Here is a 19,069-nt window from a genome sequence, read left to right as displayed (position 1 = left end):
CTGCGTTGGGTTGGGGTATTCGGCGCAGCTTGTAAACCACATTGGGAGGAGGCACCCATGGCAGTAGCCATCAATCACGACGCATCGGACGCATCAGCCAAGCTAACTAATCCACTCCGGGATCTGAACGACATCAGCCAAATGCTGATGCTCCTGCGACCCGAGCTGTTCAATCACGCCACGCCCCTGTTTCGCCGGCACCCGGAGCTGTTGCAGCGCGAGATTCAGGTTCATCCAGACCTCGCTCAGCATGGTGACAAGCTGCTCAGCCGGCAGGACACGCTGCCGCTACTCAGCACCAGCGGCGAGTTCGGCGTGGAATATTGTTTTCAGATCGCCGAGCTCCAGCTCGACCCCCACCCCCGGGTTCAACCAGCGCTACTGGAGCCCAACGCGCAGCCTTGCCAGCTAGGCCTGGTGATCCGTATTTCGGGTAGCGTGATGTGCGCGCCGGCGGAGGGTTCAGATGCCGCCCAGCAGCCTCATGGATTTACCCTCGACCTATTTGCCACCGCGTGCGCGAGCTGGATTGGGCCTTCGCATCAGCGACAGCTGTCGATTGCGCTTGGCGCGCTGGAGATTGCCGACGTTGACTCCGACACCGTCAGCAGCAGCGACTCAGGCTCTGCGTGCTACGTGCTCACGACTCTGAAAGTAGGCATGCTGCCGAGAATTCGAATGGCGCTGGAATCGATGGCTTTTGAACTCGGCCAGTTTGCGACCGAGGTTGTCGCGCCCGCTGCGACCCCGTCCTGGGCGAGACTGCCCTTTACACCGGCGACCTCCGCTCGCGAATCGGTGGCGCTTAACTGAGCGCCTGAGGCTCGTCAGGCCCTGGGTTTCTGGGGCCCTATGCGGGCGTAGCACTGGGTTTACCCAACTCCGACTCCGCGCCGTACCAGTCGACGTTGCGAGTGGCATACATTACCACCCCGAGCAGCAGCAGGATGGTCGCCGAACCGATCAGCAGCGAATAGCGCTCGTCGATCACCAGCCAATACAGCACCGCGTACACGGTTGCCAGCAACGTACCTGCCGCTAGGCCCCGGCCCCGGCTGGCGAGCACCGCACCGCAGTAGGCGCCGATCATCAGTACCAGCGCGGCCGCCGCCGCCAGGTAGGCCCAGCCAAACCGGATATGTTCCGACAGGGCCAGCAGCAGCAGATAGAACGTCGCCAGCGCGAGGCCAACAAACAGATATTGCACCGGGTGTAGACGTACCTTGGTGAGGATCTCGAAGACAAAGAACCCCAGAAACGTCAGGCCGATAAACAGGACGCCGTATTTGATGGCGCGTTCGCTGCGCTGATAGCTGTTTCCGGGAAGCACAAAGCGGGTTCCGAAACGAGACCCGAGAAGCTCGTAGGGTGGATCGCCGCGCCAGCTTTGACCGTAGCTTCGATTCAGCTCGGCCACCTGCCAGCGCGCGCTGAAGCCCGCTTCCGAAATCGCCCTTTCCAGCGGGACGTACTGGCCCTCAAAGCCGGGGCTGGCCCAGTCACTTTGCATCGAGACTGACGTTGCCTCGCCGATCGGCAGGAAGTACAGGGCCTCGCTGCCGGCGAGCGTCAGCTCGAGCCGAAACGGTTCGCGCCGCCCCAAACGATCGAGCGGCAGCGGCGCCGCAACCCCCTGGATGGTGCTGTACACCGAACCGCCCGACCGCAGCTTGTAGCTCTCGGAGCCGACCGTCAGCGCGCTGACGGCGCGAATGGCGCGGGTATCGGAGATCGGCACCAAAAGGTGCGCGCCGGTGAGCTCGCCCCGGGTCGGCCAGCTTTCCCCGCCGATCAAGCCGGTCATGGTGACCGTCGCCGTATAGACAGGCATCTCGTAGATTCCCAGATAACGAACCTCGGATCGGGTCTCGACCTCGACGGTGAGTTCGGCAGGCAGCTCCACAATCCGGCTGTAGACAAGCTGCGTCTCGCCAGAGGCGGTGCGTCGGGACTGCCGCTCGGTCACAACAATCATCGGGCCAGAGATGGTTTGCTCACCACCCCAACGCCGCGCGATCTCCTCAAGCGCCTCAGCCCGCCGGCCCTGGCGCTCGTCCACCAGCCCGCGAACCATCGCCAGCGGAATGAGCATCATCAGGGTGAGAAACGCTACCGCCAGCAGCTTGAGCGTCGTTGCCGTCTGTTTCCGCATGGTCGTCAGTGATTTCATAGGACGCTTGATGACAACACGCCCTCCGGGCACGCGGCGGACACCCAGATGACCGAATCATGGCAGCGGACTTCGGCGCCAAAAACTAACGCTCGACTAACCACCACCGCAAGCGTAGTTGATCTGACTACGGGCCTTCGGGCAGGCCGCCCGGGTTAAGGGGCCTCAAAACTGTCGGCGAATAGTGGGTCGGTCGGCGCTACGACCGTGATCGTCGCGTCAGCCGAATCGTTGAGAAAGCCGTCGGACACCGTCAGGGTGAGGGTAAGAACACCCGGGACGGTTTGAACCTGACCCGAGACAGTGCACGCCAGCGTGCCGCTGCCGCTCACGCAGGTCTGACCGAGCTGGGCGGGCAGGCCCGCACTCACGGCACCATCGTCCAGGCGAAAGCTGAACGTCGGCTGCAGCGAGAGCTGCTCCAGGTCGAGAGCGCTGAACTCAAGATCCTGAATGGTGCTCCCGGCAGCCACCTGCTGACCATCACCGGCGTCCACGGCAACCATCGGGGGCAGATTGGTGGGATCGTTTGGACAGATGCAGGCAGCCGTTCCGCGGACCGGCACGGTCAGCCGCCACGCTGAGGTTGGCGGTAAGCGGCTCGCAGCGAGCGTTGTCGATCGTTCACATCGACCTGACGCTGCATAGAGCGTGAGCCGCTCCTGGGCGTTTCGGGCGACGCCAAAGCAGCGCTGCCTGACCCATAGCGGCGTAACCACGGTGCCGTCCCGCAGCATCACCGGTTCAGTCCAGAGCGGGTCACTCAGACGATCAGCGCTGAACTCAAGCTGCGGTTCGTTGATGGTGGTCAGCTCGCGGGTTCTGAGCTCGGACGTGTTGGCGGTGGCCGGCGCGGCGGCCGCCAAAAAAATCAAAGCAGCGGTGGAACAACGTGTGGGCACCCGGGTCAGGGAATCACCGAGAGTCCCACCCGATCCCAGCCGAAGCTGAACGTGTCAGCCACCTGGCAGGCCTGATCATAGACGGTCTGAATGTAGCGAACCGCGGTAAAGCTGAGGCTGATGGTTTCCGTCGGCAGGGTCGTGTCGGTGGCACCGGCCGAGTAGGCGGTCACCGCGGCATTGGTCAGATCGATCCGCTGGTACTCCAGCGCCTGGCTGCCGCAGCCGGTGGAGACAAACCGCAGTGACCAGTCTCTCGGAGTGCCGTTAATGGCGGCCGCCCGCAGCGCGTTGCTGGAGATGTCGAACGTGCGCGTGAGGCTGATATCGGCAAATTCCGGATTGCCCTGCTGGGCGCCGCTGCCATTGACGGTGGCGCCCCGATCGACACCTTCCTGGTAATGCGAAACGGTGGTGCAGCCCTGATAGCCGGCGAGCTTAGCTCCGCCTGGAATATCGCCGCCGGTACACAGCAGGATCTCAGCGCCGCTCACGCCGGACCAAAACCCTATGATCAAGATGACAACGGCTCTCACGTTGGTGCCCTCTCGCTGAATGTGACGGTTACAGCAAAAGGGACGTAAGCGGCGGGGGTTTATCTCAGCGCTTACTCAAATCCGTCCGAGAACACCGTGTCTAGATCGATCTGTACCGACTCCGGCAGATCGAGGCTGCGCGGATTACCGCTGAACGTGTCGCTGTGCATGATCAGCCGATCAATGACGTGGCTCGACGAGCGGGCCGAGAGGCGGATTGTGTAAACCCCGGCTGAGTCGAAGCGGGCGAAGATATCGTGAGCGTCGTTGTCGCTTGTGCGCGTGCTGAAACGCCAGTCGTTGGCACCGCTGGAGTAAACCTTAAACCAGCCGTCCGAGCCTGAGCCCTCAGGCTGGCCGCCAACACAATCGTTCTCGGAGGGATTCCTGCCCTTGGGGCAAACCACGCTGCTGCCGCGCTGGCCAAAGTAGCTGTCCGCGTCGATTTTCAGCCAGGTGTCGTTGTGTTCTGTCGTGTTGGTGCCGCGACCCACCTGATTGCGCCACTCAAAGCGATAGGTGCCCGGATTGTTGATCATCACAAAAAAGACGATTTCGCCGTTGCCCGGCGCGTTCAGATACTGGCGATCCTCCCAGACGATAAACCCCTGGCCGGTCGCGTCACCGGGGTCGCTGATGTTGGGGGATGTCGGGTTTTCCGCTGGCCCAAGCACCCAGTTGTTCGGCAGCGGCGCAGCACTTTCCAGCTCGATCACCAGGAGGCCGTCCTGCTCCTCGAACACCATCTGTGCCGTTGCGCCAGCGCTGCACAGCAGCAGCGAAAATAAAATCCCTTTCATCGCGCTATTGTAAGAATGCGCGACGGGTATTTGTTGACCGATTTCTCACCTCAGGAATTTTTCCGCCCGGCCTAGGGCTTATGAGGGCAAGGCAAACTCCACCCACAGCGGGAGATGGTCGGATACGCGAAACGACATCGAGGCCCGCGACAGACTTTGGTCGGTATAAACAAACGGCTGAAAGTCGAAGTTGCCGGCATCGCTGAGCGTCATGTCCAGCAACGCACCCGATCCGGCGGTAAACCAGGCGATCTGATCGTAGAAGTTATCGTCGCTGGAGTCGCCTGGGTCGTCGAACACCGTCCGCGGCAGATCCACAAGCTGCGCCGGGATGGTCAAACCGGTGCGGGTGAAGGCGTCGAAGAGCGGGCTCCCAACCCGGTCGATATTGAAGTCGCCCAGGCATAGCAGGTTGTGGTGCCAGCGATTGCTACGCCGGGCCCAGTCACCAAAGATGTCGGCGATTTCATTGAGCTCAGGAATGCGGTCTGAGGCGCTGTCCCCGAACAGAATGTGCAGCGTGACCAGGATGAACGTAGTTTCGCCCCTGACAAAACTCACCGCGTAAGGCGTGCGGCAGAACTGGGTTCGCAGCGCTCCTTCGTCCAGGCGCTCCAGGCGCTCGGGCGGCACCACCAGCTCAGCGGCCAGGCCTGACGGTCGGACCCGAGCTCGATTGAACAGAAAGGCCAGCCGCTCATTGTTGCCTTTGGCGCCGGCGGTCACGTCCGTCATCAGAAAGCCCCAGTCGGGTCCAAGAAAACTGAGCGTGTCGCGCAGCGCGCGAAGATCACCCTTCAGCTCCTGAACCGCAATCACGTCAAAGCGCCGGATGATTTCGATGATGGCCCGGAGGCCGCGCAGGTCGCGCTTTGGGCTGTCGCTGCCAGTGGCAGTCCAGCGGCGGGTCAGAGACGCAAACGAGCGAATGTTCCAGGTGCAGATCAACAGGTTGGATGGCGTCGGCGCGGGGATCTGGACGTCCAGCGCCTGGCTTAGGGCGTCCAGGTCGCGGCGTACAGCAGCCGGCGGATTATCGTGAATGGTTGCCATGCAAATTCCCCGATCAGCTTGGGCGATGATCGACGCGATGCCCGCCGCGTTCCAGCGCGTCCGCGACGATCGCCACGACACGCCCGTCGACCAGATAAGTCAGGTGCCCGCCGGTGCCCATCGCGTGTTGCTCGAACTCAAAGGGCGGCTGTGAACCGGCGTCGATCCAGGTTCCGACAAAATCGTCGTTGCGATAGATGTTGATCCACCGGTTGAGGCGCTGGCCGAGACGTCGCCAAACGGGCTGGTCTAGCGCCGGATACGACAGCGGAAAGAAGTGCTGATAAAGGTGGCTGAATGGTGACCCCATGGTAATCAGCGTGACGTCGAGCTGCTCTAGCCACTCGGGCGGCTGACCAAAGTTACTTCGAGCCAGCTCATCGATGGCCAGCACCGTGCCCTGGCTGTGGGACACCACAATGACCCGTTCGAGCGGATGGTGCCGGTTCAGCAGGCGCATCACCTCGTTGAACTTGTTGCGAATCGGGCGCAGTCGCTCCCGTTCATCTTCGCTCGGCTTCAAGCGAGACTTAAGCGGCATGGCGAGCCGCACATAGTTGACGACGTCATTGCCGATATCCAGCGCGAGCACAACGCCGCCGACAAAAACCGAAGAGGCCACCAGCAGCGGGATCACCGGAAGCAGCGCCACCTCCAGGCGACGGAGCCGCTGCACAATCTCCGGCAGCACCACCGCCTGCTCTAGATTCATGACGGAGACCACCACGCTCGCAATGACGGTAAACACAACCGACACCAGCAGCGCGTCGCGAATCAGCGCATGGACAATCAGGCGGGGAGGGTTGCCGGCGCGCTGCTTCCAGCGCCACAGCAAAACCCAAACCAGCGCCAGCAGCGGGAGCGGCAGATAGAACCACTGCAGACCGTCAGACGCCACCACCTCATGAAAGCGAGCGAGCCAAAAGGCAAAACTCGCGCTGTCGCTGGTAACCAGTGACAGCGTCAGCAGCCAGATCGACGGCACGATCGTACTCCACAGCACAAACTGAATCGCCAAGGCCATCGCCCTGGCGCTGAGCGAATGACGCTCCGCGTCACTGAAGGCCGGCCTCACAAGGCGGGACAGGAGATAGAGGTTGAGGACCAGCAGCACCGCCAGGGCAACAAAGCCGAACGTATGCCAGAGCAGCGTAAAGGGAATCGTGGCAAAAGCCTCCAGGTCGTGCGCGCCTTGCAGCGCCGCGGCGGCCGGCCAGATGCCCGCCACGGCCAGCAGCGACAGCGCGTAGACGCCGGTGGTCCCCTGCGGCGCGACCACTCTCGTGGCCTGGGTTTTGACCCAGCGCCAGCCGAGGAAAACGCCGAGCACCGCGCAGGCGATGCTGGCACCCACCACGCCGAGCTGCACCTCACGAGGCGTCGCCTCGTTGAGCGATATCACAAGCTCGCTCTCCGAGTGGCTCACTCCCTGCTGAAGCACAATGCCGAGCAGCGCAAACATCAGCGCCGTGTTGATCGCAAAGACCGGACCCCGCAGAAGCCGACTGCCAATCATGCCGATCCAGGCGACGAACCACTCATAGCGACCGATACCCTCCGGCCTGGCCTCAATCAGCCCGGACATGCCAAAAATCAGCTGGAACAGCCCCTGCAGCAGCCCGAGCACGCTGTGGGGTATAGCGCTCTCTGAACCCCAGTACACCTCCGCCATGATCACCTTTTCACCATCGTGCTCGGCCATCTGCCAGGGCACCGGAGAAAAAGAATAGAGGTCGTTTTCCGACCGCCGCTGATCGGCGGCCTGCCAGGTCTGGCGCGGCCCGTCGAGCCGAAAGGCTTCGCAGGTATTGGCCAGCGAGGCGGTCAGTCGATCAAGCGTTGCGCCAGGTTCCGGATTGCCGACCCCGTGGACCACCACCACCGCGGTGCTGGCGCCCTCTTGAGATGTGACGGCTTTGAACATCGTGACAGGACGCTAGGGAACGCGGTAGACGTTTTTGATCGAATCGTACTCAAGCTCATTCTCAGCGAAACGCCCGTTGAAGGCCTGATCAAAAAATGTCCGCACGTCCGGATTGTCTTTGGTTGGGTCATCTTTGAAGTAGGTATGCGCGTTGCCGACTTCGGCGGCATTGGTGAAGTCCACATAGGTGGCCCGGCGCGCGGTCAGGTTATAGGTGACGTGACCGAGACGCGCCAGCTGCTCTTCACCGGCTTTCATGCGCGATGCGTTCAGCGCGTAGTCGTTTTCGTTGATGCAGACGTAGACGCGCCGCCGACACTGGATGCGGTCGAGCCACCAGCCGTGGTCGAGATTGTTCACGTCCGGCGCCGCCATGATCACGTTGTCGAACAACGGCCGGGTGGCTTCCGTCGCGGTGGACTTCAGCAGATTCTTGTATAGGTAGTTGCCCATGCTGTGGGCGAGCAGGTTCACCGTGAACGGGCACTCAGCGTCCAACAGCCTGGCGTAGAGCTGGTCGGCCTGCTCCCGGTTGTCCGGGTGTTTTTTGGTGGCCTCGCGCAGCAGCCGATCGCGCTGCGCGTCGGTGATCATTTTCAGGTATTCCATGGCCTTCATAAACAGCCGATCGAGCGCACCGCTTGAAGCGCGGGCGTCGCGCTTGTCTTCCCGATAGCTGAGCGTTCCTGACACAGCCCCGCCGCCGTTGGCTGGCCAGGTGAAGGGCAGCACGATGAGGTTGTACAGGTCGGCAATAGCCTTGGCAGCGGTCATCACGTCTTTCACGTCATTATTGAAGCCGTGAACAAAAATCAGAATGTTCTTTTTCTCGGCGCGTGCCTGCTCGGCAACCTCACAGGCTACCTTGAGGCTGGCGTACCATGGCCGGTCTGCCTCGGGATCGATCGGCAGGTGATATTTCTTCACGAGCGCACGCAGCTGCGTTTTGGTCAGCCGATCGTTTAGCGCCTTCACTTCCCAGCGCCGCCCCTCTTTGGAGACGTCGAATAGACGAATCTCGTTCGGCCCCTCGGCGTTGGGCTTTTTGCCGAACTGGCCCAGCGCCTTGCGGTTGCTGACCTGACGATTGGTAACAACAAACATAAACGTTCCTCCCCGGTACTTCGGCGCCGCGCCTTAAAGCTAAGCGCCGGAACAAAAATCCTCCCACATAAAGGGAAAACGTCCCAGTGCCGGAAATTCCTCAGCGGGCTCCCCACGCCCTGTCAGTTTCGCCGCAGCTTGCTACCATCAGAGCATGAGCGCCGCCAAGGCAGACATTACCGCCCTCCTCGCCCGGGTCACCGCCGGCGACAGCCAGGCGCTGGAAGACCTGATGCCGCTGGTCTACCGGGAGCTGAAGCATATCGCCCGAAACCAGCTCGCGCGCATGCACGACACGCCGCTCAACACCACGGGCCTCGTAAACGAGGTTTACTGCAAGATCGCCGCGCAGGCCAACCTGTCCGCCAATAGCCGCGGTCACTTCTATGCGATTGCCGCCCGGGCGATGCGGCAGCTGCTGGTTGACCACCTCCGAGCCCGTGGCGCAGCCAAACGCGGAGATGGTGTTGCCCCGCTGCCCCTGGAAGAAAGCCGCATTGCGGGCGCTGACCCAGGCCAGCTCTGGCTGCAGGTGGACGAGGCGCTCCGCACCATGGAGCAACACGATCCGCGCCTGGTCCAGGTGCTGGAATGCCACACCTTTGCGGGATACTCCTTCGAAGAGACCGCTGAAGCGCTCGGGGTTTCTGTCCGCACGGTTCAGCGCGACTGGCTGAGGGCCAAAGCCTGGCTGACCGAATGCCTGTCGGCCTGACCGGCAGATCGATGTCGTTGCTCCAGGAAAAATGGAAACAGCTCGACCCGCTGCTGGACGAGGCGCTGTCGCTCGAGGCGGATGACCGGGAGCGCTTCCTCGCTGATCTCGCGACCCGCGAGCCGGAGCTGGCTGAAGGGCTGTCCCGCCTGCTGGCCGGCGCTGCCAGCCCGTCACCCTGGCTTGAGCGAGGCGCCGCAATCGGCGAAGAGCTGCTCGAGGCGCTGGCTGACACCACCGATGATCAGGTTCGCGGACGCCGCGTCGGCCCCTTCGAGCTGATCCGAGAGATCGGCCAGGGCGGCATGGCGCAGGTGTTTCTGGCGCGCCGCGCTGACGGGCTCTACGAGCAGCAGGTCGCAATGAAAATGATGTGGCAGGGGATGCGGCGGGAGGATCTGCTGAACCGCTTTGATCGGGAGCGGCAGATCCTGGCTCATCTGAACGATCCCCACATCGCTTCTCTGCTGGACGGCGGCGTTACCGAGGATGGGCGTCCGTGGCTCGCCATGGAGTATGTTGCGGGTGAACCCATCGATCGGTACTGCGAACAGCAAGGCCTCGACTTGCCTCAGCGGCTCGCGCTGGTGGCCGACGTCGCTGGCGCCGTGGCGGCGGCCCACCGGCGGGACATCATTCATCGCGACATCAAGCCATCCAACGTGCTGGTGGACGGCGAGGGCCAGGTCAAGCTCGTGGATTTTGGCATCGCCAAGCTGCTGGATGACGGCCCTGATGCGGCAACGGTCACCGAAGCGCGTCTGCTGACGCCGGAATACGCCAGTCCTGAACAGATAGAAGGAGAGGTGCTGGGACGGCCGTCCGACGTCTACCAGCTGGGGCTTCTCCTGTTTGAACTGACTACTGGACAGCGCCCGTTCCGCCGGGAGGGCGCTTCGCCACTGACCTTTCAGCGTCGTATCGTTGAGCAGGTGCCGCCAACGCCCAGCCGCACGGCCACTCGAGGGTCGGGCCTGCGTCTCGACCGTGATCTGGACGCCATCATTCTCAAGTGTCTCGAAAAGCGTCCGTCCGACCGCTACGTGACGGTTGAAGAGCTGACGCAGGACCTGCGGAGCTACCGGCTGGGGCTGCCGCTCATCGCCAGCAGTGACCAGCACTGGCACCGTCTGCAGAAATTTGTCGCCCGCCATCGTCTCGGCGTATCCGTGGCGGTGCTTTTTGCAGGACTGCTGATGGCTTATGCCGGAACGGTAACGTGGCAGTCCAAGCGGATTGCCGAGCAGCGCGATGCAGCTCGCCTTGAGACCGCCAAAGCGCAAGAAATCTCGGGTTTTCTGCAGGAACTGTTCAGCAACGCTTCCCCGGAGGTCAGCCTGGGACAGGAGCTCACCATCAAAGAGATGGTCGACCAGGGGAGCGTGGTGCTAGAGGGCCGGCTCGCCGATCAGCCGGTTCTCAAGGCGGAGATGCTCGACAATCTCGGCGGTATCTACCACTCGCTGGCAGAGTATCCCGCCGCGATCGATCATTTTCAGCGCAGCCTGGCCTTAAAAGATCAGGCCGGGGCGCCCGCGGCGAGCGTCGCCGCCACGCTGCGTCAGCTGGGGAATTCCCAGCGCGGCGCCGGCGATTTCACCGCCGCGTTAGACAACCTCGGGCGAGCGCACACCATCGCCCGCGACATTGCAGGATTTGATCCGCTGGCGCTGGCAAAAATCTACTCTTCGCTGGGCGTGACCTATTCCGAGCTCCGCGACAACGCCAAATCCGGCGAGTTTCACCGCCAGGCGCTTGAGCTTAGGAGCCAGCTGTTGCCGGCTGACGACCTCGCGCTGGCGCTATCCAAAGCGGACTACGGTGTGGTGCTGCACAAGCAGGCTCGTCGTGCCGAGGCCGGCGAGCTATACCGGGAAGCGGCCGCCATTCAGGAAGCGGGACTCGGTCCAACCCACCCTCGAACTCTGACCACGTTGCGCAACCTGGCGGTGCTGGAAATCGGCTTGGGCAACCTCACCGAATCAGAGCGCCTGTTGCGTCAGGTCCGGGACCGCGAACGAGAGATCTATCGCGGTGATCATCCCAAGATGGCATGGACCTTGGGCTATCTCGGACGGGTTGCCCGAGACCTGGGCCAGCTGGATCGGGCCGAATCCTACTGGCGGGAAACGGTGCGCGTGCTCAGCTCAACGCTGCCGGACAACCATCTACACACGGCGGGCGCCAGCCATGAGCTGGGTAAGATCCTGCTCGCCAACGGCAAAAGGGTTGAAGGCTGTGAGCGTATCGCCGCCACCATGGCCCTGCGGCTCGAGCTGCGCGGTGAAGATTCGGTGTCCAGCAATCAAAGCCGTTTTCATCTGGGTCGATGTCGCGTTCTCGAGGGCAAGATCGCCGAAGGCAAAGCCCTGATGGAGGCGGCTCAGCCATACCTTAAGGAAACGGACGACTATGAGCTCTTGATGAGTTCGCTCGCCAAGCTGGAGGGTTAGTCGTCCAAGCGGTCAAAAAAGAACCCCGGGACTGCCAGACAACCTGGGGGGTCAAAAAACATGGCAGACCCGGGGAGTGTAGGCGGCCCGCTGCCGACAGAAACCCTCCCGGTCTCCGCGACAACGGTCCGCAAACCTCACAAAGCTAGGCCCCCACGTAACGCACGACGTCTGCGAGCTCGAACGTTTTGCCAGGCCCGGCGATACACGGGTCGGGCTTCCAGTCCGGGTCTTTGAGAACGCTGTCCTCGCAATGCAGCAGCCCGCCAAGAAACACTTCCAGCAGAATTGCCGAACCGGTCGGGCCGAGCCGCTCGCCTTTGCCGAGCGTGCCGGCTTCGCGCATCAGGTAGAAAAACAGCGGGGTCTCGTCGACCAGCGGCTGGGTCGCAGGATCCGCCGGGATGACCTCAGCCAGCTTCAGCGGGGTGAAGTTCACGCTGATCGGATAGCCGGCGTCCTTCAGCGTACCCGCCACGGCCTGACCGCAGGGAAGCGCCAGCGCGTTGCCCCGCAGCAGATTGCGGAAGGCCAACGACCGCTCGTTGCTGCTGGCCCCACGACCGACAATCGGGTCAGGCATGGCGATAAGCTCCTCGGGGAATAGAATGTCAAACCGCTTGGCCAGCACTGGCGACAAACATTTGTCCACGGGCAGCAGGAATCGCCAATCCACCGTCAGCTCCGGCGGCAGCGACGAAAACCCGGTGGTACCGAAGCGTTCGTCAAACAGATCCACGTCGGGAAACTGGCTGTTGGCGGCGTAGGTTGAGCGAACCGTGGTGTGGCCAAAGCGGTACGCCGCCACGCTGAACTCCACCGGCATTGGCAGGTCGCCGTGTTTGTCCGCCGCGTAGACCAGCGGGTAGTGATGGTCAGCGACCTTCTTCAGCGCAAAGTCGAAGATCTTCGGGTCGCAGATCCGGCGCAGGAAGTCGTGCACCACAAGATACTGGTAGTGGTACCGAGCTATTTTCTGGGCCTCTTCGAAACGCTCTCCCAGCGGGACGCTCGCTACCAGCGAGTCATAAATCCGGTTGTGAAACCGAATGAACAGCAGCTGCATCTGCGATACAAACAGGTTTTCGTCGTTGCGCGGATCCCCGATAAGCGCGGTACCGGACTCGTTGCGCGGAACGTCGTCCGGATTTCCTGCGCTGCCTTCGAGCAGCCTGCCGGGTGCCGTGGCGCCGGCATACAGATGCGGACTCGCCTCGGGCCCGAAGCCATACACACAATCCAGGTCCAGCGTCGGCGTTCGCAGATTGGGCAGCTTGTTGATTGCGCCGGTGGAAAGCGGCGCGCCGTGCAGGTCTGAGGTGGTATCCAGCGTGATGTCGTGATCGACAAACTGCGCAAAAAAGGTGTAACCCGCTGGCAGCTTGCTGTCAGGCGACTGATTGCCGACGTCGTGCATCGGCGAGTTGAGCCCGCCGAGCAGCGAGGCCTGCTCTTCGCTCAAACTCAGCGGCGTGAGCTTGGGAAACAGCTTGCCGAAGTTGCCTAGGCGTGCGTGGCTGCAGCCTTTGGCTTTGGTCATTCCATGGTGTTGGACAGGACAAGATGACATTGGTACCTCCCGTTACATGTCGTCAGTTGAGCCTCTTGGCTGCTTAACTAACGGTGCGGAAGGAATTTCTCCTCAGCAAGTTTTGCGCGGTTTCGCGTCGACGAAAAATGTTGTGAGGTTCCGACCACCATCGGAACCGGTTCCCGGGGCCGAAAAGCAAAGAGCCGCCCGGGGGCGGCTCTCCTTTGGATGGGGCCGTGAACGGCTATTGAGATGAAGACACCAGCGCGCTGTCCCGGATCGCGCGGGTCCGCGCCAGATTGTTCAGCACCGACTCGGAGTCGGGATTCAGCTGCCGAGCCCGCTCAAACGAAGCCAGCGCCTCATCGAAGCGGCCGAGGTGCAGCTCGAGCACGCCCTGATTGTTGAAATCACTCCAACCAGCTTGCTTCATTTCGGTCGCGCTTTCGCAGGGGCGGAACGCCCGCTCGAAGTCCTGATCCTGAAGGTGGGCGCTACAGAGTACGGCCAACCCTCGCACGCGGTAGGCGGGATTGCGCAGCCGCTTGTAGCGTTTGTTCAGCAGTTCGATCGCGCGGGTCGTGTCGCCCGCCTCCAGCGCGTATTCAGCCTGCACCAGAAACATGGGCGGATGGGCTCCCAGCCCTTCACCCTGCGCCGCGTTGACGGCGGTGAGCATGGCAAAAGCAGCGGCGATGGTTTGTAGTTTCAAAGTCATCTCTCAAGTCCTCATCGAATGGATAGGCTTAGTTTAGATATTCGATAAAGCATAGCAATGCCATAATTTTATATTTATCATTCAATAATGAATAAAAAAGATGCCATCAACAGCTGGACCGATATCGCGCTCTTCCTGGCCATCGCCCGGCACGGCAATCTGTCGGCCGCGGCTGAACAGGTGGGTATGTCCCAACCTACCCTCGGGCGAAGACTGCAGGCGCTGGAGCAGCGACTGGACGCCACACTGTTTGTGCGAGGCGGCCGGCGGCTAGAGCTGACCGACGCCGGCAACGCTATCTTAGAAAGCGCTGAGCGAATGGATCGCGAGATGAATGCCATCGAGCGCGCCGTGGATGTGGAGTCACGGGGCCTTTCTGGCGAGGTGACCATCACCGCCACGGAAGGTATCGGCACCGACTGGCTGGCGCCGGAGCTAGCGGATTTCCACCGTGAGTACCCGGATATTGTGCTGAATATTAAAGTGGAGAGCCGAGCCCTGGATCTCGTGCATCGAGAAGCCGATATTGCGCTGCGCCTTGGCCGGCCGACGCAACCGGACCTGATTACTCGGCGCCTGATTGACGTCGCTTTCGGGCTCTATGGATCGCGCGCCTACCTTGATACCAAGGGTCCGGTGGACAGTCCCGATGATCTGGAGCGTCACGATTTTATTGGCCTGGTATTGCCGGACGGCACTACCAGCATCGCGTTCTCCGAACATTCTCCCCTTCCCCGTCGCCTCGGGCGGACGGTGTTCACCACCAACAGCCCAATGGCCCAGATTTCGGCGGCCCGGGCAGGCTACGGGCTTGCGGTGCTTTCCTGCCGCTGGGCCAGCATGCATCAGGACCTTTTTCGGGTTCTGCCGGAGATGGACGTACATCGCTCCGAACTGTGGCTGGTCACGCATGAGGAGCTCAAACACAGCGCCCGGATCCGCGCGGTGTCCGACGCGATTACCGAGCGGGTGCTGGCCAGGAAGATGCTGTTTGATTCAAAGGTCTAGGCGTGCATCGCCTCGTTCACCAAGGGTCTTCCTTGCCGTAGCCAGCATCGCTCGCCGGCAATACCACCTGGTTGGCGGCCGCGTAACGATTCCAAGCGGCGATCATCTCCGCGAGCTTGTCAGGACGTTCCCGGGAGAGGTCATGGGTTTCCGCGGGATCTGCGGCCAGGTCGAACAGCCACCACCGGCCGGCTCCGTAGGGTTCGTAGAGCCAGAGGATCTTCCAGTCACCCACGCGCATCGCCCGCCGTCCGAACAGCTCCCATCCCACTTCATAGTCCGTATTGTGCACCCGGTTTGTGGCGCCCGAGAGCAGCGGCGCAAGGCTGCTTCCCTCGATGGACGCTACCGCTCTGCCGTTGAACAAACCTCGTGGCCTGGGAACACCAGCGAGATCCAGCAAGGTAGGCGTCAGGTCTTTCACCGTGGCAAACGATTGGCTAGTGGTCCCGCCATTTACGCCAACACCGCTGAAAATGGCGGGCGTTCGCGTACCGCCTTCAGAGGGGAAGGCCTTGTAGTAGCCAAACGGCGCGGTGGATGCCTGCGCCCAACCCGGCCCGGTAAACACGTATGACCCGCGACGGCCCAGGTTCTCCAGCCGATTTTCGAAGCGTCGCTCGACCCAATTCCAGTCCCCGGCGATCCGGTTGACCAGGTTTCCCTCGGCGCCGTTATCGGAGAGAAAAACGATCAGCGTATTGTCGTACTGGTTGGATTGCTTGAGGTAGGCCAGCAGCCGTCCAATATGATGATCGAGGTTTTCGACCATGGCCGCGTAGAGCTCCATCCGTCGTGCGGCGTGGCGCTGCTCCGCAGGCGTCAGGGTATGCCAGGGATCTTCCCAGGCAACCAGGTCGGGCGACTGGGTGTTGTCTGGAATCAGGCCACGATCTCTGAGCGCAGCCACGCGACGGGCCCGCAGCGTGTCCCAGCCCGCGTCGTAGGTGCCCGCGTAGCGATCGAGCCATTCGTCCGGCACCTGCAGGGGCCAGTGTGGCGCCGTGTACGCGGCATAAGCAAAGAACGGCCGGCCGTCGCCCCGGCCGCCTTCCAGCTGATCGATCAGCTTGTCGGTGTAGCTTTCACTGGAAAAGAAATCCTCAGGCAGGCGCTCGACCGGCTTGCCGTCCTCCAGGTAGAGCGCCCGGGAGTTCTCTTCGTCGTCGAAGAACATGCGCAGCTGATCGTTGAAGTGGCTGGCGCCCCCACGGGCCGGTCCGAACGACCGCTCGAACCCCCGATCGGTGGGCTGCTGCCCTGGTTCCGCACCGAGATGCCATTTGCCGACGTGATAGGTGTGGTACCCCGCCTCGCGCAGCAGCGTCGCCACGGTGACCACCCGATGGCTCATCACCCCCTCGTAACCCGGTTGGCCGATCTGTTCCTCGCTTTGCTCCCCGCTCATGGTTCCCAGACCTGCGGGATGCGTGTCCACGCCGGTCAGAAGCATGGCGCGGGTGGGAGAGCAGGTTGGCGCAACGTGAAAGTTGGTGAGCACCGTGCCGTTCGCGGCCAGCGCGTCCAGGTTTGGGGTGCGGATTTCACTGCCCATAAAGCCCAGGTCGGAAAAGCCCAGGTCGTCGGCCACGATGACCAGGAAGTTGGGTTGATCGGGAGTCGCGGGAGCCTGTGGGGGCGCGGAACCGCAGGCCACGACCGTCAATGCTGCGGCAACAGCGACTGCCCACAAAAGCGGCAGCGCTCGACCTCTGACAGCGCGTTCGCGAATCGTGCAATCGGCGAAACCGAAAATCAGCATAGGGCGAGAGTCTAGCGAACCGATTAATCCGCCGCACGCAGAACTACAAGACAAAGCTGCCGCTAGAGGCCTAACCCAGGGACGAACCCGCTACAATACAAGTCCATCTCACAGGAAAGATATTCGTTGGCCGATCTGTTCATCTCCTACGCGCGCAGTGACCGCAACCGTATCGAACAGCTGGCGCAGGCGCTGGCGGCATACGATTACTCGATCTGGTGGGATCGGCGGCTGGTCGGGGGCGATGAATTCTCCGCCGACATCGAGCGAGAGCTCGGCTCGGCCGGCGCTGTGCTGGTCGCGTGGTCCAGCGCCTCAACCGGCTCGCGATGGGTCAAGGATGAAGCGTCGGTAGCCGCAGATGCCGGCAAGCTCATTGCCTTGAGCCTCGACGGCAGCGAACCGCCAATTGGCTTTCGCCAGTTCCACTGCATTGATCTTTCCCGCTGGAATGGGCCGGCAGATCGCGTGGCCATCGAGGAGGTGCTGGCCGCGATCCGCGCCCGGCTCGGCGACCGTGATGATGCACCGCCCGTCGCGGCAACGTCAGCGGCTGGTGCAACCCGGGCGTCCGGCTCCGGCAAGAAGCTGACCTGGTCTACCGCGATCGGGCTAGCTGTGGGCATACTGATCTGGAAGGCGCTGCCTGACGGGTTGCCCTGGCAGCACGACGCCGAACCCAGCTCGGCCTCTCCCGCAGCGTCAACGCCGGAGCTTGCGCCTGATCCGTCGACGGCGCCGACCCCCAAACTCGCCATCTTGAGCTTCACCAACATCGGCGAAGCGGCAGACAACGTTTTTTCTGACGGTATCTCGGCAGAGTTGAACAGCCGGCTGTCTGGACTGCGCTTTCTGTCGGTCATTGGCCCCAACAGCGTGCGGCAGCTCGAGGCTCAAGGGGTGCCCTCCGACGAGCTCGCCAGGACGGTGGGAGCCGATTATCTGCTCTCGGGGAGCGTGCGCTGGTCGAGTGAATCGGGAGACGCCCGACAGGTTCGAGTCAACGCCGAACTGACGCAGGCGTCCGACAACAGGTTGCTATGGACCGGCCAGCTTGATCAACCGATGAGCGACCTCCTGAAGATGCAGTCCGAAATCGCTGCTGAGGTGATTGCCGGGCTGAATGTGTCGCTGTCTCAGGCAGAACGGGATCAGGTTAGGCGCTGGGAGAGCCACAACGCGCTGGCGTTCGAAGCGTACCTGCAGGGCCGGCACCGACTCGGCACGGGTCATGGTTCCGAGGATCGCTTTCGGGAGGCGCATCAGCTCCTGGAGCAGGCCACGCGACTCGACCCAAACTTTCCCGAAGCCTGGCTGGAACTGGCAGGTGCCGATATGGGGCTTTACTGGAACGGCTTTGACTTCACACCTGAGCGATTGGACACGGCCCTTTCTCGGATCGAAAAAGCTCAGACGCTCTCCCCTAACCTCCCTGCCACGATGCTGCTTGAGGCCGACTATCATTATCGCCTGCGCGACTTCGACCGCGCTCAAGACATTCTCGCAGGGTTGCTGGACTCCCGGCCTAACGACCCCGAGGTGCTGCAGCGTATGGGATTCATCTGGCGCCGCCAGGGCCTCACAAAATCGGCACTTCAGATGCTGCAAAAGACATTGACCCTGGATCCGCTCAACGCCCGGATGACGCTCGAAACGGGCTGGACCCACGTTTTGCTCGATGACTATGACGAAGGGATAAGGCTCCTGGGCCGGACGCGCGAACTGGCGCCGGGCAGCGAGACGGCACCGCTGTTCAGCCTCTTTGCCATCTGGTGCCGTGGAGAGGAAGGCGATCTCGAACGAGGCCGGGCAATGCTTGAGTCCTTCCCCGACCCGCGGTCGGGCTTTACCGTCTATCCTTGGTTTTATCAGCACCTTTTCGAAGGTGACCCACAGGCGGCGCTGGACCGGGCACTGAACTCTCCCAGAAACGTCTTCCCGCTGCAGGCCCACTACGTTTTGACCGACTATCTGGCGGGAATGGTTCTGAGGCGCCTGCAACGACCCGAGGAGGCCAGGACCCGGCTAGAGTCTGCCCTGACACACCTGTTGTCCAAGCTTGAGGAAAACCCGGAAGACTTTCGTATTCATCTGGCGCTGGGCAAGGCTTATGCCGAGCTTGAGGAGGCACAGCTCGCCTTTGAGCACGCACAGCAAGGTGCGGCGCTGATGCCTTCGGAGAAAGATCCGCTGCTCGCGATGGAGGTTGGCTACCAGCTCATGGAGATTATGGCGGTCCTCGGGCGAGTCGACGAGGCGCTCGATCAAATGGCTTTTCTTCTGCAAACGCCATCGAGCTATGACGGCATCCGCTTTACCCATCACCCGGATTTTGCCGCCTTTCGCGACACCCCTCGCTTCCGGCAGATTCTCGGCCGCGACGGCTAGTCCTC

At 62.1% G+C, this 19,069-nt stretch carries 15 protein-coding genes; 5 read left to right on the top strand and 10 right to left on the bottom strand.

Features of this window, described 5'->3' with window-relative positions:
* Nucleotides 1–57: 57 nt before the first annotated feature.
* The gene (locus AAF358_00200; protein MEM7703937.1) at nucleotides 58–813 is read left to right on the top strand and encodes a hypothetical protein; all 756 of its coding nucleotides are present in this window, start codon (nucleotides 58–60) and stop codon (nucleotides 811–813) included.
* Nucleotides 814–850: 37 nt separating this feature from the next.
* Here the strand turns inward: AAF358_00200 and creD are convergent, their stop codons facing one another.
* The 7 genes from creD to AAF358_00165 all read right to left on the bottom strand — a co-directional run bounded on the left by creD (nucleotide 851) and on the right by AAF358_00165 (nucleotide 8,489).
* Nucleotides 851–2,170, bottom strand: coding sequence for a cell envelope integrity protein CreD (creD, locus tag AAF358_00195; protein ID MEM7703936.1), 1,320 nt, complete (start codon nucleotides 2,168–2,170; stop codon nucleotides 851–853).
* A 155-nt stretch (nucleotides 2,171–2,325) separates the two neighbouring features.
* Nucleotides 2,326–3,045, bottom strand: coding sequence for a hypothetical protein (locus tag AAF358_00190; protein ID MEM7703935.1), 720 nt, complete (start codon nucleotides 3,043–3,045; stop codon nucleotides 2,326–2,328).
* Between the two features lie 32 nt (nucleotides 3,046–3,077).
* A complete protein-coding gene (locus AAF358_00185; GenBank protein MEM7703934.1) occupies nucleotides 3,078–3,608 on the bottom strand; it encodes a type VI secretion system tube protein Hcp in 531 nt (176 codons plus the stop codon).
* Nucleotides 3,609–3,679: 71 nt separating this feature from the next.
* Nucleotides 3,680–4,408 carry a hypothetical protein gene (locus tag AAF358_00180; protein ID MEM7703933.1) on the bottom strand — a complete coding sequence of 243 codons (729 nt, stop codon included), beginning with the start codon at nucleotides 4,406–4,408 and terminating at the stop codon, nucleotides 3,680–3,682.
* Nucleotides 4,409–4,486: 78 nt separating this feature from the next.
* Nucleotides 4,487–5,461 (bottom strand): endonuclease/exonuclease/phosphatase family protein, encoded by a 975-nt coding sequence (locus AAF358_00175; GenBank protein MEM7703932.1) that lies wholly within the window; start codon nucleotides 5,459–5,461, stop codon nucleotides 4,487–4,489.
* A gap of 13 nt (nucleotides 5,462–5,474) precedes the next feature.
* Nucleotides 5,475–7,385 carry a hypothetical protein gene (locus AAF358_00170; GenBank protein ID MEM7703931.1) on the bottom strand — a complete coding sequence of 637 codons (1,911 nt, stop codon included), beginning with the start codon at nucleotides 7,383–7,385 and terminating at the stop codon, nucleotides 5,475–5,477.
* A 12-nt stretch (nucleotides 7,386–7,397) separates the two neighbouring features.
* Nucleotides 7,398–8,489, bottom strand: coding sequence for an alpha/beta hydrolase (locus AAF358_00165; protein ID MEM7703930.1), 1,092 nt, complete (start codon nucleotides 8,487–8,489; stop codon nucleotides 7,398–7,400).
* A 154-nt stretch (nucleotides 8,490–8,643) separates the two neighbouring features.
* Here AAF358_00165 and AAF358_00160 point away from each other — a divergent pair, with 154 nt between their 5' ends.
* Complete coding sequence (locus AAF358_00160) at nucleotides 8,644–9,204, top strand: ECF-type sigma factor (GenBank protein MEM7703929.1); 561 nt, start codon at nucleotides 8,644–8,646, stop codon at nucleotides 9,202–9,204.
* 11 nt (nucleotides 9,205–9,215) lie between these two features.
* The gene (locus AAF358_00155) at nucleotides 9,216–11,657 is read left to right on the top strand and encodes a serine/threonine-protein kinase (GenBank protein MEM7703928.1); all 2,442 of its coding nucleotides are present in this window, start codon (nucleotides 9,216–9,218) and stop codon (nucleotides 11,655–11,657) included.
* 145 nt (nucleotides 11,658–11,802) lie between these two features.
* Here AAF358_00155 and AAF358_00150 read toward each other — a convergent pair whose 3' ends face one another.
* Nucleotides 11,803–13,197 (bottom strand): heme peroxidase family protein, encoded by a 1,395-nt coding sequence (locus AAF358_00150; GenBank protein MEM7703927.1) that lies wholly within the window; start codon nucleotides 13,195–13,197, stop codon nucleotides 11,803–11,805.
* A 235-nt stretch (nucleotides 13,198–13,432) separates the two neighbouring features.
* Nucleotides 13,433–13,906, bottom strand: a complete 474-nt coding sequence (locus AAF358_00145; GenBank protein ID MEM7703926.1) for a tetratricopeptide repeat protein — start codon at nucleotides 13,904–13,906, stop codon at nucleotides 13,433–13,435.
* Nucleotides 13,907–13,993: 87 nt separating this feature from the next.
* Here AAF358_00145 and AAF358_00140 point away from each other — a divergent pair, with 87 nt between their 5' ends.
* Nucleotides 13,994–14,914, top strand: coding sequence for a LysR family transcriptional regulator (locus tag AAF358_00140; GenBank protein MEM7703925.1), 921 nt, complete (start codon nucleotides 13,994–13,996; stop codon nucleotides 14,912–14,914).
* Between the two features lie 16 nt (nucleotides 14,915–14,930).
* Here the strand turns inward: AAF358_00140 and AAF358_00135 are convergent, their stop codons facing one another.
* Complete coding sequence (locus AAF358_00135) at nucleotides 14,931–16,571, bottom strand: arylsulfatase (GenBank protein ID MEM7703924.1); 1,641 nt, start codon at nucleotides 16,569–16,571, stop codon at nucleotides 14,931–14,933.
* A 231-nt stretch (nucleotides 16,572–16,802) separates the two neighbouring features.
* Here AAF358_00135 and AAF358_00130 point away from each other — a divergent pair, with 231 nt between their 5' ends.
* Nucleotides 16,803–19,064 (top strand): TIR domain-containing protein, encoded by a 2,262-nt coding sequence (locus AAF358_00130; protein MEM7703923.1) that lies wholly within the window; start codon nucleotides 16,803–16,805, stop codon nucleotides 19,062–19,064.
* Nucleotides 19,065–19,069 lie beyond the last annotated feature (5 nt).

The sequence above is a fragment of the Pseudomonadota bacterium genome, assembly GCA_039033415.1.
Classification (GTDB): Bacteria; Pseudomonadota; Gammaproteobacteria; order Xanthomonadales; family SZUA-38; genus JANQOZ01.
This window is presented reverse-complemented; position numbering and strand designations above follow the sequence as displayed.